The organism is Streptomyces sp. cg35 (assembly GCF_050410835.1).
GTDB lineage: Bacteria > Actinomycetota > Actinomycetes > Streptomycetales > Streptomycetaceae > Streptomyces.
In genome coordinates this window covers 2,419,335-2,433,074 of the sequence record NZ_CP191268.1, presented here as the reverse complement: position 1 = coordinate 2,433,074, position 13,740 = coordinate 2,419,335, and the positions used below count along the sequence as shown (strand labels likewise).

Annotated in this window: 13 protein-coding genes; 10 read left to right on the top strand and 3 right to left on the bottom strand. The window is 72.5% G+C overall.

Features of this window, described 5'->3' with window-relative positions; all coding sequences use genetic code 11:
- The first annotated feature begins 11 nt into the window (after nt 1-11).
- The 7 genes from ACQUQD_RS11190 to ACQUQD_RS11160 all read left to right on the top strand — a co-directional run bounded on the left by ACQUQD_RS11190 (nt 12) and on the right by ACQUQD_RS11160 (nt 5,244).
- Nucleotides 12-860, top strand: coding sequence for a helix-turn-helix domain-containing protein (locus ACQUQD_RS11190; RefSeq protein WP_428951901.1), 849 nt, complete (start codon nt 12-14; stop codon nt 858-860).
- A gap of 65 nt (nt 861-925) precedes the next feature.
- A complete protein-coding gene (gene rimO, locus ACQUQD_RS11185; protein WP_428951900.1) occupies nt 926-2,386 on the top strand; it encodes a 30S ribosomal protein S12 methylthiotransferase RimO in 1,461 nt (486 codons plus the stop codon).
- Nucleotides 2,383-3,090 carry a CDP-diacylglycerol--glycerol-3-phosphate 3-phosphatidyltransferase gene (gene pgsA, locus ACQUQD_RS11180; protein WP_428951899.1) on the top strand — a complete coding sequence of 236 codons (708 nt, stop codon included), beginning with the start codon at nt 2,383-2,385 and terminating at the stop codon, nt 3,088-3,090. Before rimO ends, pgsA begins: the two co-directional genes overlap by 4 nt.
- Complete coding sequence (locus ACQUQD_RS11175) at nt 3,087-3,656, top strand: CinA family protein (RefSeq protein ID WP_428951898.1); 570 nt, start codon at nt 3,087-3,089, stop codon at nt 3,654-3,656. The genes pgsA and ACQUQD_RS11175 overlap by 4 nt, the downstream gene beginning before the upstream one ends.
- A 109-nt stretch (nt 3,657-3,765) precedes the next feature.
- Nucleotides 3,766-4,146 (top strand): helix-turn-helix domain-containing protein, encoded by a 381-nt coding sequence (locus ACQUQD_RS11170; RefSeq protein ID WP_324769056.1) that lies wholly within the window; start codon nt 3,766-3,768, stop codon nt 4,144-4,146.
- Nucleotides 4,147-4,305: 159 nt separating this feature from the next.
- On the top strand, nt 4,306-4,779 hold the full coding sequence (locus ACQUQD_RS11165; RefSeq protein ID WP_428951897.1) for a Dps family protein: 474 nt from the start codon (nt 4,306-4,308) through the stop codon (nt 4,777-4,779).
- Between the two features lie 138 nt (nt 4,780-4,917).
- On the top strand, nt 4,918-5,244 hold the full coding sequence (locus ACQUQD_RS11160) for a hypothetical protein (protein ID WP_428951896.1): 327 nt from the start codon (nt 4,918-4,920) through the stop codon (nt 5,242-5,244).
- Here the strand turns inward: ACQUQD_RS11160 and ACQUQD_RS11155 are convergent.
- The 3 genes from ACQUQD_RS11155 to ACQUQD_RS11145 all read right to left on the bottom strand — a co-directional run bounded on the left by ACQUQD_RS11155 (nt 5,192) and on the right by ACQUQD_RS11145 (nt 11,631).
- A complete protein-coding gene (locus ACQUQD_RS11155; RefSeq protein WP_428951895.1) occupies nt 5,192-5,968 on the bottom strand; it encodes an SDR family NAD(P)-dependent oxidoreductase in 777 nt (258 codons plus the stop codon). The two genes, ACQUQD_RS11160 and ACQUQD_RS11155, sit on opposite strands and share 53 nt — an antisense overlap.
- 50 nt (nt 5,969-6,018) lie before the next feature.
- On the bottom strand, nt 6,019-6,825 hold the full coding sequence (locus ACQUQD_RS11150; protein WP_428951894.1) for an Fpg/Nei family DNA glycosylase: 807 nt from the start codon (nt 6,823-6,825) through the stop codon (nt 6,019-6,021).
- 69 nt (nt 6,826-6,894) lie between these two features.
- A complete protein-coding gene (locus ACQUQD_RS11145; RefSeq protein ID WP_428951893.1) occupies nt 6,895-11,631 on the bottom strand; it encodes an ATP-dependent helicase in 4,737 nt (1,578 codons plus the stop codon).
- Nucleotides 11,632-11,719: 88 nt separating this feature from the next.
- Between ACQUQD_RS11145 and ACQUQD_RS11140 the strand changes: the two genes are divergently transcribed.
- Genes ACQUQD_RS11140 through ACQUQD_RS11130 form a run of 3 tightly spaced genes read left to right on the top strand, consistent with a single transcriptional unit; the run spans nt 11,720 to nt 13,661 of the window.
- Nucleotides 11,720-12,736 carry an AraC family transcriptional regulator gene (locus ACQUQD_RS11140; protein ID WP_428957521.1) on the top strand — a complete coding sequence of 339 codons (1,017 nt, stop codon included), beginning with the start codon at nt 11,720-11,722 and terminating at the stop codon, nt 12,734-12,736.
- On the top strand, nt 12,643-13,356 hold the full coding sequence (locus ACQUQD_RS11135; protein WP_428957520.1) for an AzlC family ABC transporter permease: 714 nt from the start codon (nt 12,643-12,645) through the stop codon (nt 13,354-13,356). The genes ACQUQD_RS11140 and ACQUQD_RS11135 overlap by 94 nt, the downstream gene beginning before the upstream one ends.
- Entirely contained in the window at nt 13,353-13,661 is a 309-nt protein-coding gene (locus ACQUQD_RS11130; RefSeq protein WP_428951892.1) for an AzlD domain-containing protein, read from the top strand. Before ACQUQD_RS11135 ends, ACQUQD_RS11130 begins: the two co-directional genes overlap by 4 nt.
- The last annotated feature ends 79 nt before the right edge of the window (nt 13,662-13,740 follow it).

Sequence of the window (13,740 nt, the reverse complement as noted above, 5' to 3'; positions counted from 1 at the left end):
AAGGCGCCCCCGTGTCCATCGGCAACTCCCCTGAAGACGACCGTCCTTCGGAAGACCGCACCCCGCACGCGGACGACTGGCCCTCCATCGGCCGTGCCCTTCAGCAGGCACGTATCGACGCGGGGCTGACCGTCGACGAGATCAGCCAGTCGACCCGGGTCCGCATCCCGATCGTGCACGCCATCGAACAGGACGACTTCTCCCGGTGCGGCGGCGACGTGTATGCGCGCGGCCACATCAGGACCCTCGCGCGCGCCGTGGGCGTCGATCCTGAGCCCCTTCTGGCCCAGTACGGCGACGCGCACGGCGGGCAGCCCGCTCCCACCCCGGCCACCCCGCTGTTCGAGGCCGAGCGCATCCGCTCCGAGCCGCGCCGGCCCAACTGGACCGCCGCCATGGTCGCCGCGATCGTCGCGGTGATCGCCTTCGTGGGCTACACCGCGGTCAACGGCGGCGACGACGGCGGTGACAAGCAGCAGGCCGCCGAGGGGGCCACGCCCGCGACCAGCAAGCCCGCCCCCAAGCCGAGCCCCTCGACCAAGAAGCCCGTCGATCCGAAGCCGGACCCCTCCGACAGCGCGATCGCGGCCGCCCCGCCGAACAAGGTCACCGTGAAGATGACCGCGGCGGAGGGGCGCAGCTGGATCTCGGCCAAGGACCACAACGGGCGGATCCTGTTCGACGGGCTGCTCGAAAAGGGCCAGTCGAAGACGTTCCAGGACAACCAGAAGATCGATCTCGTGCTCGGTGACGCGGGCGCGATCCAGCTGTTCGTGAACGGCAAGCAGATCGACGACGAATTCCAGCCCGGGCAGGTCGAGCGCCTCACCTACACCAAGGGTGACCCCGAGGTCGGATGACCTGGGCGATCCTTCGGTAACCCTCGCGGCGAGGGCTGTCAGTGGAACAAAGTAGTCTTGAGTCCATGCCCGAACGCCGTACCGTCGCACTTGTCACTCTCGGCTGCGCCCGTAACGAGGTGGACTCGGAGGAGCTCGCAGGCCGCTTGGAGGCGGACGGCTGGGAGCTCGTCGAGGACGCCGAGTCCGCCGATGTCGCCGTCGTCAACACCTGTGGCTTCGTCGAGGCCGCCAAGAAGGACTCGGTCGACGCCCTGCTGGAAGCCAATGACCTGAAGGGCCATGGCAGAACCCAGGCCGTCGTGGCCGTCGGCTGCATGGCCGAGCGCTACGGCAAGGAGCTCGCCGAGGCGCTCCCCGAGGCCGACGGTGTGCTCGGGTTCGACGACTACGAGGACATCTCCGGCCGCCTGCAGACCATCCTCGCCGGCGGCAACGTGGAGGCGCACGCCCCGCGCGACCGGCGCCAGCTGCTGCCGATCAGCCCTGCCGAGCGGCAGGAGGCGGGGGCCGGTGTCGCGCTTCCGGGCCACGCTCCGGCGGACCTGCCCGAGGGGCTCGCTCCCGCGTCCGGGCCGCGCGCGCCGCTGCGGCGCAGGCTCGACGGCTCGCCCGTCGCCTCCGTCAAGCTGGCCTCCGGCTGTGACCGACGCTGTACGTTCTGCGCGATCCCGTCGTTCCGCGGCTCCTTCATCTCGCGCCGCCCCAGCGACGTGCTGAACGAGGCGCGGTGGCTGGGCGAGCAGGGCGTCAAGGAGATCATGCTGGTCTCCGAGAACAACACGTCGTACGGCAAGGACCTCGGCGACATCCGCCTCCTGGAGTCGCTGCTGCCCGAGCTCGCGGCCGTCGACGGGATCGAGCGGGTGCGCGTCAGCTATCTGCAGCCCGCCGAGATGCGGCCCGGGCTCATCGACGTACTGACCGGGACCGACAAGGTCGTCCCGTACTTCGACCTCTCCTTCCAGCACTCGGCGCCCGGCGTGCTCCGCGCGATGCGGCGCTTCGGTGACACCGACCGGTTCCTGGAGCTCCTCGACACCATTCGGAGCAAGGCGCCGCAGGCCGGTGTCCGGTCGAACTTCATCGTGGGCTTCCCCGGCGAGTCCGAGTCCGACTTCGCCGAGCTGGAGCGCTTCCTGAACGGTGCGCGGCTGGACGCCATCGGCGTGTTCGGCTACTCCGACGAGGAGGGCACGGAAGCGGCGACCTACGAGAACAAGCTCGACGAGGACGTCGTCGCCGAGCGCCTCGCGCGCGTGTCGCGCCTCGCCGAGCAGCTGGTGTCACAGCGGGCCGAGGACCGCCTCGGCGAGACCGTGGAGGTGCTCGTCGAGTCCGTGGACGCCGAGGACGGCGTCATCGGGCGCGGTGCGCACCAGGCGCCCGAGACGGACGGCCAGGTGCGGCTCACGGGCGGCGCGGACCTGCGCGTCGGCCGTATGGTCGAGGCAAAGGTGGTCGGAACCGAGGGCGTGGACCTCGTCGCGGAGCCGCTCGACAGTGCTGAGGAGGCGCGCAGATGACCGGAGTCCCGGCATCCGCCACGGGCGGCGCCGGTACGCCGGCGCCCGGCGGCAAGCTGGGCGCTGCGGCCGTCAACCAGGCCAGCCTGTGGAACATCGCCAACATCCTGACCATGGTGCGGCTGCTGCTCGTGCCCGGGTTCGTGATGCTCATGCTGGCCGACGGCGGGTACGACCCCGTGTGGCGCGCCTGGGCCTGGGCGGCGTTCGCCGTCGCGATGATCACGGATGTCTTCGACGGGCACCTGGCGCGTACGTACAACCTGGTCACCGACTTCGGGAAGATCGCCGACCCGATCGCCGACAAGGCGATCATGGGTGCGGCGCTGATCTGTCTGTCGTCCCTCGGGGATCTGCCGTGGTGGGTCACCGGCGTCATCCTCGGGCGTGAGCTCGGGATCACCCTGCTGCGGTTCCTGGTGATCCGCTACGGGGTCATCCCGGCCAGCCGCGGCGGCAAGATGAAGACGCTCGCGCAGGGCACGGCCGTCGGCATGTACGTGCTGGCGCTGACCGGGCCGCTCGCCACCTTCCGGTTCTGGGTGATGGCGGTGGCCGTCGCGCTGACCGTGCTGACCGGGCTCGACTACGTGCGGCAGGCGGTCGTGCTGCGCCGCGCGGGCCTGGCGGAGGCGCAGGCCGCCGCTGCGGCGTCCCAGGCGGCCGCCGCGCAGGCGTCGTCCTCGGAGGCGGCCGAGAAGTGACGGACGAGGCTGCCGAGGCGCTGCGGCTGTTGACCGGGCGAGGGGAGACCCTTGCCGTCGCCGAGTCGCTCACCGGCGGTCTGGTGGCCGCGGAGCTGGTGGCGGTGCCCGGAGCCTCGAAGGCCCTGCGTGGATCCGTCACGGCGTACGCCACGGAGCTCAAGCACCGGCTGCTCGGCGTCGACGCTGAGCTGCTGGCCGAGCACGGGCCCGTCCACCCCGAGGTCGCGCTGCAGATGGCGGCCGGAGTGCGCGAGGCGCTCGGCGCGGACTGGGGGATCGCCACGACCGGCGTCGCAGGCCCCGAGCCGCAGGACGGGCAGCCCGTGGGCACCGTCTTCGTGGCCGCCGTCGGGCCGGGGAACGGTGTTTCGAAGACCACACGGAATTTCGCTGGTAGCCGCAAAGTGCTCGAGCTGCGGTTGAACGGCGACCGTACGGAAATCCGTATGGAGAGTGTACGGAGTGTGCTCGGCCTGCTCACGGAAGAGCTGGTCGGAGGGCATTCCGGCGAACGTACTGAGAATGCGCGGGCACAGGATACGGAACAGAACGGGGGGTTTTGATGTTTGCAGCCCTGAGTGAACACGACATCGCTCCCCGCACGGCCGCGGCACGAGGCGGTACGGTGGGGCGTGAAGGATGCGGCTACGCGGTCCGAGGAGGGAGCCACCGATGATTCTGCTCCGTCGCCTGCTGGGTGACGTGCTGCGTCGGCAGCGCCAGCGCCAGGGCCGTACTCTGCGCGAAGTCTCCTCGTCCGCCCGAGTCTCGCTCGGCTATCTCTCCGAGGTGGAGCGGGGGCAGAAGGAGGCTTCCTCCGAGCTGCTTTCCGCGATCTGCGACGCGCTTGACGTACGGATGTCCGAGCTGATGCGCGAGGTGAGCGACGAGCTCGCTCTCGCGGAGCTGGCCGAGTCGGCAGCAGCGGTCCCGTCGGAGCCGGTGCGCGCACCGGTTCGTCCGATGCTCAATGCGGTATCCGTGACCGGCGTCCCGCCGGAACGGGTGACGATCAAGGCGCCTGCGGAGGCGGTCGACGTCGTAGCGGCGTAGCGTCTGCGGGCACTGTGAAGTGTGGGAGAGCCCCGATCGGGAAACCGGTCGGGGCTTTCTGCTGTGCGCTTGAGGTCGAAGGTCCCAGATTCTGGCTCCGCGTGTCCGTAATAGTGCATGTGTGCCATCGTTGTTGGTGATTTCCTATGGAGGTGACGGATGTACGTCGTGAAGAGCCCGCTGTCCGATGCTGATCTGAAGGTCGTGGCCGAGGCGCTGCAGGGCGCCCTGGTGGACCTGGTCGACCTCTCTCTCGTGGCGAAGCAGGTCCACTGGAACGTGGTCGGGCCTCGGTTCCGGTCGGTGCATCTTCAGCTCGACGAGGTCGTGGACACCGCGCGCCAGCACTCCGACACCGTCGCGGAGCGGGCCTCGACGCTGGGTGTCCCGCCGGACGGCCGGGCCAAGACCGTGGCCGCCACGACCGGTATCGGCCTGGTGCCCGACGGCTGGGTGAAGGACACGGACGCGGTGGGGACGCTCGTGGAGGCCCTCGGCGCGGTGATCACTCGGATGCGTGAGCGGATCGAGGCGACCGGCGAGGCGGACCCGGTGAGCCAGGACATCTTCATCGGCATCACGGCCGACCTGGAGAAGCACCACTGGATGTTCCAGGCCGAGAATCGCGGCTGACCCGCCCGTTCCGCGGGCGGACGGTGCGGGGGCGCGTCACAGGGTTCGTGGCGCGCCCCCGGTGCGTTCCGCCGGGCACGACAGTGGGCAACTCAGCGTCGAGGAGACAAGCCGGTGACGGGTGGAGGTGAGCGGTCGGTGGCAAGACGGCTGCTGCGCTGGATACCGGCCGTGGTGCTCGGCGCGCTGTGGTGGTGGGGTGTGCTGCGCCTGGCCTTCGCGCCGGATGCCGGGGCGTTCGAGGGGGCGGTCGCGGCCGGCGGCTGGGGGCTCAGCCTGCTTCCGGTGCACGCGCTGCCGAAGGCGCGAGCGGCGGGTGTGGCCGGGGCGTCGGGGCATCACGGGGCGCGGCGGGTGCGGGCGCGGGCGGTGCGCGCGGGGCGGGAGATCGGGGTCGGGGCGCGGGGGCAGGTCACCAGGGCATGGCGACGCCGCCGTTCGGACGGAGGATCTGGCCCGTCGTGAACGACGCGGCGTCCGAGGCGAGGTGCAGGACCGCATGTGCGATCTCCTCGGGGGCGCCGACCCGGCCGAGCGGGGCCATCCGCACCATCAGGGACTCCGTGTGGGCCTGGACGGCGTCGTCGTGGCGGGTCGTCATCGGCGTCCGGATCCAGCCCGGCGCGACCGCGTTGACGCGGATGCCGTGCGGGCCGACCTCCGTGGCGAGTGTCTTGGTGAGCTGTACGACGGCGGCCTTGGCCACGCCGTAGCAGAGCAGGCCCGGGCCGCCGGTGTCGATCGCGCCCGAGGCCATGGTGACGATGCTGCCGTGGGTGCCCGCCGCGATCATCGTGCGGGCCGCTTCCTGGCACGCGTACAGAACGCCCTTGAAATTGATGGCGAGCACCCGGTCGAGGTCCTCGTCGCGGGTCTCCAGGACGGGGCTGCTGTGCATGATGCCGGCGACGGCGGCCATGATGTCCAGCGTGCCGGTGGGGCCGGCAGCGGCGGCGACGGCTTCCGCGACCTGGGCGCGGTCCGACACGTCCAGAGTGTGGGTGTGGGCGATGCCGCCGGTCTCCTTGATGAAGGCCGCCGTCTCGTGCAGGCCCTGCGCGTCGCGGTCCGCGCAGTGCACGGTGGCTCCCGCCTCAGCGAGGAGCGCGGCCGAGGCGCGCCCGATGCCGCTGGCGGCGCCGGTGACGAATGCGATGCGTCCGGTGAGGTCGTACGCCTTGACGGGCATGAGGGGACCGTACGAGCTCCTCTGACGGACCGTCAATTGGCGTGCGGGGATTACCTGATGGGGGACGGACCCGACTGGCATGCGGGGCACCAGTAGGTGGGGCGTTCGCGAGAGCCGTCACCCTGGTCGGCCACGCGGATCGAGGTGCGGCAGCGCAGGCAGGGGCGGGGTGACCTGCCGTAGACGTACAGGCGCTCGTCGGGGCGGGCGCGGCCGGTGGTGACGCGGGTCGGGCGGTCGCGGTTGGCTTCGAGGAGCTTCTTGGCGAGCAGGGGGAGACGCTCGGCGGTCCCGGGCGACAGCTCGCCGACGGGGAGCCAGGGGGTGGTCCGGAGGAGGAAGCACAGCTCGGACTTGTAGACGTTGCCGATGCCGGCGAGATTGCGCTGGTCGAGGAGTGCCTCGCCGAGGGGGCGGGCGGGATCCCGCAGCAGGTTGCGCAGGGCCGTGTCGGGGTCCCAGTCCGGGCCGAGCAGGTCGGGGCCGAGATGGCCGACGGCCTTGGACTCCTCGGCGGTGCGCAGCAGTTCGAGCACGGGGAGGCGGTAGCCCACGGCCGCGTGCGACTCGTTGGCGAGGATGGCCCGGATCTGATGGGCGGGGCCGCCGCGCCAGCGCTCGCCCGGGGCGTAGATCTTCCAGGCGCCGTCCATCCGCAGGTGCGAGTGCAGGGTCAGGCCGCCCTCGATGCGGGTCAGCAGATGCTTGCCGCGCGGGGTGACGTCCAGGACCGTGCGGCCGGTGAGGTCCGCGGTGGCGAACCGGGGGACGCGCAGGTCGGAGCGGATGAGCACCTGGCCCGCGAGTGCGGTGTGCAGCCGCTTCGCGGCGTGCAGGACGGTGTCTCCTTCGGGCATGGATCCAGGGTAGGCGGCGTGCTGTCGATGGGCTGGCCCGCAGGGCGCGGTCCGGTGCAGTCGGCGGCGTCACGCCCGCAGACGCAGGCCGCGGGGCGTCGCGTGGAAACCGGCTCCTTCCAGGAGAGGGGCGTACGGGGAGGTGAGCGCGGCCTCGCCGTTGATCCGCTCGACCGTGATCGTGCCCAGGGCGCCGGAGCGGGCCGCCTCGGCCAGGGACTGGGCGGCGGCGGGCAGGCGGGGATCCTCCGTGAGGTGGGCGGCGGTCGGCTGCGCGGAGCCGGCCTCGGCGGCGGGCCAGGCGAGGAGCGTCTTCCCGCCGCGCTCCATGTAGAGCGACAGCTCACCGTCGACGAGGACCACCAGGGAGCCTGCCTTGCGGCCCGGCTTGTGGCCCGCGCCGGTGGGCGGCTCGGGCCAGGGGAGGGCCGCGCCGTACGCACTGGCCGGGTCGGCGGCCGCGAGGACCAGGGCGCGGGGAGCCGTGGTCCGGGCCGCGGGGGCCTCGGCCTGGGCGTACGGGTCGGGCGGGGGCGCGCCGCGCTCCCGCGCGTTGGCCGCCGCGCGCAGGCGGTCCACCGCGCCGTCCATCGCGAACTGGGCGGCGCCGAGCCCCTCCACCACATATCCGCGCCGCGCCTGCCCGCTCTCCTCGAAGACGGACAGGACCCGGTACGTCGCCGAGAAGCCGCCCTCGACGCCTTCCGCGGCGACCGCGCCGCGGGTCACCACACCGTGCCGGTCCAGGAGGGTGCGGGCCAGGGCATGGGCGCGCACGGTCGGGTCGGGCTCCTGGGCGGGCAGCAGTGACCAGCGCCCGGCGACGGTGGGCGGGCCCGTGCGCGAGGTGGCCCGGGCGGCTGCCGTCAGACCTCCGTAGCGGCCGCGCGGAACGGCTCTGCGGGCGCGGTGGGCGGTGGAGCCCGCGGTGCGGCCCGAGCCGAGGAGGGCGCGCATCGGGGCGAGCGTGTCGTTCGTGAGCCGGCCCGACCAGGCCAGCTCCCAGAGAGCGTCGGCCAGCTGGGGATCGGTCGACTCGGGATGCGTGGTGGCGCGGACCTGGTCGGCGATCTGCCGGAAGAACAGGCCATAGCCTCCCGAGAGGCTGTCCAGGACCGACTGGTGGAGCGCCGTGAGCTCCAGGGGGTGCGGGGGCGGGAGCAGGAGCGGGGCGGCGTCGGCGAGGTAGAGGGAGACCCAGCCGTCCTTGCCGGGGAGCGAGCCCGCGCCGGCCCACAGCACTTCGCCGGACGCCGTGAGCTCGTCGAGCATCGCCGGTACGTAGCCGGAGACACGGGAGGGCAGAACCAGCTTCTCCAGGGCCGAGGCGGGTACGGAGGCGCCCTGGAGCTGCTCGACGGCGCGGACCAGACCGTCGATGCCGCGCAGGCCGTGGCCGCCCAGGTGCTGCCACTGGGGCAGGAACTGGGCCAGCGCGGCGGGTGGCACCGGCTCGAGCTCGTGCCGCAGCGCGGCGAGGGAACGGCGGCGCAGGCGGCGCAGCACGGCGGCGTCGCACCACTCCTGACCGATGCCGGCGGGATGGAACTCGCCCTGCACGACCCTGCCGTTCGCGGCGAGGCGCTGGAGGGCGCCCTCCGTGACCGCGGTGCCGAGCCCGAACCGGGTGGCTGCCTGGGGGGAGGTGAACGGCCCGTGAGTGCGGGCATAGCGGGCCAGGAGGTCGCCGAGAGGGTCTTTGACCGGCTCGGTGAAGGCCTCCGGGACCCCGACCGGGAGCGCCGTGCCGAGGGCGTCGCGCAGGCGGCCCGCGTCCTCGATCGCCGCCCAGTGGTCCGTCCCCGCGATACGGACCCGGATCGCCCGCCGGGCCGAAGCGAGGTCCTCGGCCCAGCCCGGCTCCGCGCCGCGCTCGGTGAGCTCGGCGTCCGTCAGCGGCCCCAGGAGGCGCAGCAGGTCCGCGACTCCCTCGGCGTCCTTGATACGCCGGTCCTCGGTACGCCACTGCAGTTCCTGCTCGAGCTCCGCCAGGACGTCCGCGTCGAGCAGCTCGCGCAGCTCGGCCTGGCCAAGGAGCTCGGCCAGCAACCGGGAGTCCAGGGACAGGGCCGCCGCGCGGCGCTCGGCGAGCGGGGAGTCGCCCTCGTAGAGGAACTGCGCGACGTAACCGAACAGGAGCGAACGCGCGAAGGGAGACGCCTCCGGGGTGGTGACCTCGACCAGGCGCACCTTGCGGGACTCGATGTCGCCCATCAGCTCGGCGAGGCCCGGGACGTCGAAGACGTCCTGGAGGCACTCCCGCACCGCCTCCAGGACGATCGGGAAGGAGCCGAACTCGCTCGCCACCTGCAGCAGTTGGGAGGCGCGCTGACGCTGCTGCCACAGAGGCGTGCGCTTGCCCGGGTTGCGCTTGGGGAGCAGCAGCGCGCGGGCGGCGCACTCGCGGAAGCGGGAGGCGAACAGGGCCGAGCCGCCCACCTGGTCGGTGACGAGCTGGTCGACGTCCCCCTTGTCGAAGGCGACGTCCGCCGCGCCGATGGGGGCCTGCTCGGCGTCGTACTCGAGGCCCGGCTTCGTGGGTTCCTGGTCGAGGAGGTCCAGGCCCATCAGATCGGCGTCAGGCAGGCGCAGCACGATGCCGTCGTCGGCGTGCATGACCTGGGCGTCCATGCCGTACTTCTCGCTGAGCCGGGCGCCGAGGGCGAGCGCCCACGGGGCGTGCACCTGGGCACCGAAGGGGGAGTGGACGACGACCCGCCAGTCGCCCAGCTCGTCCCGGAAGCGCTCGACCACGATGGTGCGGTCGTCCGGGATGTGGCCGCACGCCTCGCGCTGCTCGGCCAGGTACGACAGCACATTGTCCGCGGCCCACTGGTCGAGCCCCGCCGCGCTGAGGCGCACGCGCGCGTCGTCGGGCTTCAGTGAGCCGACCTCGCGGAGGAACGCGCCCACCGCCCGCCCCAGTTCGAGCGGGCGGCCCAGCTGGTCGCCCTTCCAGAAGGGGAGCCGGCCGGGAACCCCGGGGGCCGGGGAGACGAGCACGCGGTCGCGCGTGATGTCCTCGATGCGCCAGGAGCTGGTGCCCAGCGTGAAGACGTCGCCGACGCGGGACTCGTAGACCATCTCCTCGTCGAGCTCGCCGACGCGGCCGCCGCCCTTCTTGGGGTCGGCGCCCGCGAGGAAGACGCCGAAGAGACCGCGATCGGGGATCGTGCCTCCGGAGGTGACGGCCAGACGCTGTGCCCCGGGACGGCATGTGACGGTGCCGGTGACGCGGTCCCAGACGACGCGCGGGCGCAGCTCCGCGAAGGCGTCGGAGGGATAGCGGCCCGCGAGCATGTCGAGGACACCGGTGAACGCCGATTCGGGGAGCGAGGCGAAGGGGGCCGCTCGGCGGACGAGGGCCAGCAGGTCGTCGACCTGCCAGGCGTCCAGGGCCGTCATCGCGACCAACTGCTGGGCCAGCACGTCCAGCGGGTTGGCCGGGACCCGGAGGGACTCGATGGCTCCGGACCGCATCCGCTCGGTCACGACCGCCGACTGCACCAGGTCGCCGCGGTACTTCGGGAACACGACGCCGGTGGAGACCGCGCCCACTTGGTGGCCCGCACGTCCGACGCGCTGCAGGCCGGACGCCACGGACGGCGGGGACTCCACTTGGACGACGAGATCTACCGCACCCATGTCGATGCCCAGTTCGAGGCTGGACGTGGCGACGACAGCGGGCAGTCGGCCCGCCTTCAGGTCCTCCTCGACGAGCGCGCGCTGCTCCTTGGAGACCGAACCGTGGTGCGCGCGGGCGATGACCTGGGGCGCGCCCGTCGCCGCGCCGGAACCGCCCATCAGCTCGGCGGGGGAGTGGGCCTCGGGAAGGGATTCTCCGGTGGCGCGCTCGTACGCGATCTCGTTCAGCCTGTTGCACAAGCGCTCCGCCAGGCGGCGGGAGTTGGCGAAGACGATGGTCGAACGGTGGGCCTCGATGAGGTCCGCGATCCGCTCCTCCACCGAGGGCCAGATCGACGGGCGCTCGGCTCCCTGGTCGGAGTCGGCGACCGGGGAGCCGCCGAGCTCGCCCAGGTCCTCCACCGGGACGACCACCGACAGGTCGAACTCCTTGCCGGACGGCGGCTGGACGATCTCCACCCTGCGCTGCGGCGACAGATAGCGCGCCACCTCGTCGACCGGACGGACCGTCGCGGACAGGCCGATGCGGCGGGCCGGCCGCGGCAGCAACTCGTCCAGGCGCTCCAGCGAGAGCGCCAGGTGGGCGCCGCGCTTGGTGCCGGCCACCGCGTGCACCTCGTCCAGGATCACCGTCTCGATGCCGGTCAGCGCGTCCCGCGTGGCCGACGTCAGCATCAGGAACAGCGACTCCGGGGTCGTGATCAGGATGTCCGGCGGACGTGTGGCCAGCGCGCGGCGCTCGGCGGGCGGGGTGTCACCCGAGCGGATGCCGACCTTCACCTCGGGCTCGGGCAGACCCAGACGCACGGCTTCCTGGCGGATCCCGGTGAGCGGGCTGCGCAGATTGCGCTCCACGTCCACCGCGAGCGCCTTCAACGGCGACACGTACAGGACGCGACAGCGCTTCTTGGGGTCGGCGGGCGGCGGATCGGAGGCCAGCTGGTCGAGGGCGGCGAGGAAGGCGGCGAGCGTCTTGCCCGAACCCGTCGGCGCGACGACCAGCACGTCCGAGCCCTCGCCGATCGCCTGCCACGCCCCGGCCTGCGCGGACGTGGGCGCGGAGAAGGCCCCCGTGAACCAACCGCGGGTCGCGGGGGAGAACCCGTCAAGGGCACTGCGGGCGCTGTGGGCGCCGTCGGCCCCCTGCCTGGACCTGACCATGCCTCCATCCTGCACCCCACCACTGACAATGGGCATGACCTGCGGAAACGGCTGGTTCGCGGAGAGTGACGTGGCGCAGAATGGAGCCATGGCGGGCAAGGGCGAATGGGCACGGCACTGGCGGTACGAGCAGCTGCCCGGGCTCGACCTGCTGCGGGCCCGCTACCTCCGCCACACCTTCCCGCGCCACAGCCACGACGGCTATGTGTTCGGCGCGGTCACGCACGGTGTCGAGGAAGTCGGACTGCCCCATGGCACCGTGCACGCCGGGCCGGGCAGCGTCGTCATGATCAATCCCGAGGTGGCGCACACCGCGCGGGCGGGCGGCCCGGACGGCTGGTCGTACTTCACGCTCTACCCGTCGGCGGAGGTCGTCGCCGAGGTCGCCGCGGAGACCACCACCGTCCGCGGCACGGCCGGCTTCGGCGAGACCATCGTCACCGACCCGCGGGCCGCGCAGCTCATCAGGGAGGTCCACCGGGCCGCCGAGCAGGGCAACGCACTGGCCGCCGACAGCCTGCTGCGGGTCGTGCTCGCCCGGCTGCTGCGCGACCACGGCACGGCGCTCGCCCAGCGGCCGCACCGGTCCGCGGGAGCCGAGGCCGCGGCACGCGCGCGTGACGTCCTCGAGGAGGGCATGGCCGACCCGCCGTCCCTGGAGGCGCTCGCGGCGGACCTCGGCACCAGCCCCTTCGCCCTCCTGCGGGCCTTTCGCGACGCCTATGGGATGCCGCCGCACACCTGGCTCACCAACGCCCGGGTGCGCACCGCGCGCAGGCTCCTCGAGAAGGGCACCGCCCCCGCCGATGCCGCCGTGGCCGTCGGATTCACCGACCAGCCGCACCTGAACCGGCACTTCACCCGGATCGTCGGGGTGCCTCCGGGCGCCTACCAGCGGGAGCGCAAGAACGTACAAGACCCTGACCGGCTACTCCCCGTACTGTCCGGGACGTGGCAGAACAGACAACACCCACCGACATACGAACAGCGGACGGTCCCCGTCCCGAGCACATCGAAGAGGCCGGCAAGCCCGACGCCGCCGTCGTCCGTGACGCGCTCGGCGTCGGCGTCGCCGTCGGACTGTCCGGATTCGCCTTCGGGGTGACCTCGGCGGGCAGCGGCCTCAGCGTGCTGCAGACCTGCGTGCTCAGCCTTCTTGTGTTCACCGGGGCCTCGCAGTTCGCGCTCGTCGGTGCGCTCGCGGCCGGCGGCAACCCGTTCACCGCCGCCGCGGGTGCGTTCTTCCTGGGGGTGCGCAACGCGTTCTACGGGCTGCGCCTCTCCCAGCTGCTGGCCCTCCCGCGCGCGGTGCGGCCGTTCGCCGCGCACTGGGTCATCGACGAGACGTCTGCGGTCGCCCTGGCCCAGCCGACGCGGCGCAGCGTGCGCCTCGGCTTCACCGTCACCGGGCTGACCCTGTATGTCCTGTGGAATCTGACCACGCTCCTCGGCGCCCTGGGAGCCGAGGCCATCGGCGACACCGACGCCTGGGGGATCGACGCGGCCGGGCCGGCCGTCTTCCTCGCGCTGCTGGCACCGATGCTGAAGACCACTACGGAGCGAGTCGTCGCGGGTCTCGCCGTCGTGCTCGGGCTCGGGCTGCTTCCTGTGCTGCCCGCAGGCGTTCCGGTCCTCGTGGCCGCGCTCGCCGCGCCGGCCGTGCTCTACGTAGAGGGGCGTCGCCGCCCCGCCGCTTCCGATGCCGCGCAAGGAGGAGACCGTTGAACATCTGGATCGCCATCGGCGTCACCGCTGTGGGCTGCTACGCCGTCAAGCTGATCGGCCTGCTCGTGCCCGCCGGAGCCCTGGAACGGCCCACGGTGAAGCGGCTCGCGGCGCTGCTGCCGGTCGCGCTGCTCGCCGCGCTCACGGCGCAGCAGGTGTTCGCGGACGGGCGCACCCTGGTTCTCGACGCCAAGGCCGCGGGGCTCGCCGCGGCTGCCGTCGCCCTGGTGCTGCGCGCACCGTTCCTTGTGGTCGTCGGTGTCGCCGTGGTGGTCACGGCAGGAGTGCGGGCGCTCACCGGGTGACAGGATCCGTGCGGCGTCACATGGAACGCGCCTCATCGCACCTCTAGGCCGTCTGGGTAATGTGACGCGTCACAACCGA

Coding starts and splice junctions, on each gene's coding strand:
- rimO (WP_428951900.1), top strand. CDS start 926: ATGCCCGAACGCCGTACCGTCGCACTTGTCACTCTCGGCTGCGCCCGT.
- pgsA (WP_428951899.1), top strand. CDS start 2,383: ATGACCGGAGTCCCGGCATCCGCCACGGGCGGCGCCGGTACGCCGGCG.
- ACQUQD_RS11170 (WP_324769056.1), top strand. CDS start 3,766: ATGATTCTGCTCCGTCGCCTGCTGGGTGACGTGCTGCGTCGGCAGCGC.
- ACQUQD_RS11165 (WP_428951897.1), top strand. CDS start 4,306: ATGTACGTCGTGAAGAGCCCGCTGTCCGATGCTGATCTGAAGGTCGTG.
- ACQUQD_RS11155 (WP_428951895.1), bottom strand. CDS start 5,968: ATGCCCGTCAAGGCGTACGACCTCACCGGACGCATCGCATTCGTCACC.
- ACQUQD_RS11150 (WP_428951894.1), bottom strand. CDS start 6,825: ATGCCCGAAGGAGACACCGTCCTGCACGCCGCGAAGCGGCTGCACACC.
- ACQUQD_RS11145 (WP_428951893.1), bottom strand. CDS start 11,631: ATGGTCAGGTCCAGGCAGGGGGCCGACGGCGCCCACAGCGCCCGCAGT.
- ACQUQD_RS11140 (WP_428957521.1), top strand. CDS start 11,720: ATGGCGGGCAAGGGCGAATGGGCACGGCACTGGCGGTACGAGCAGCTG.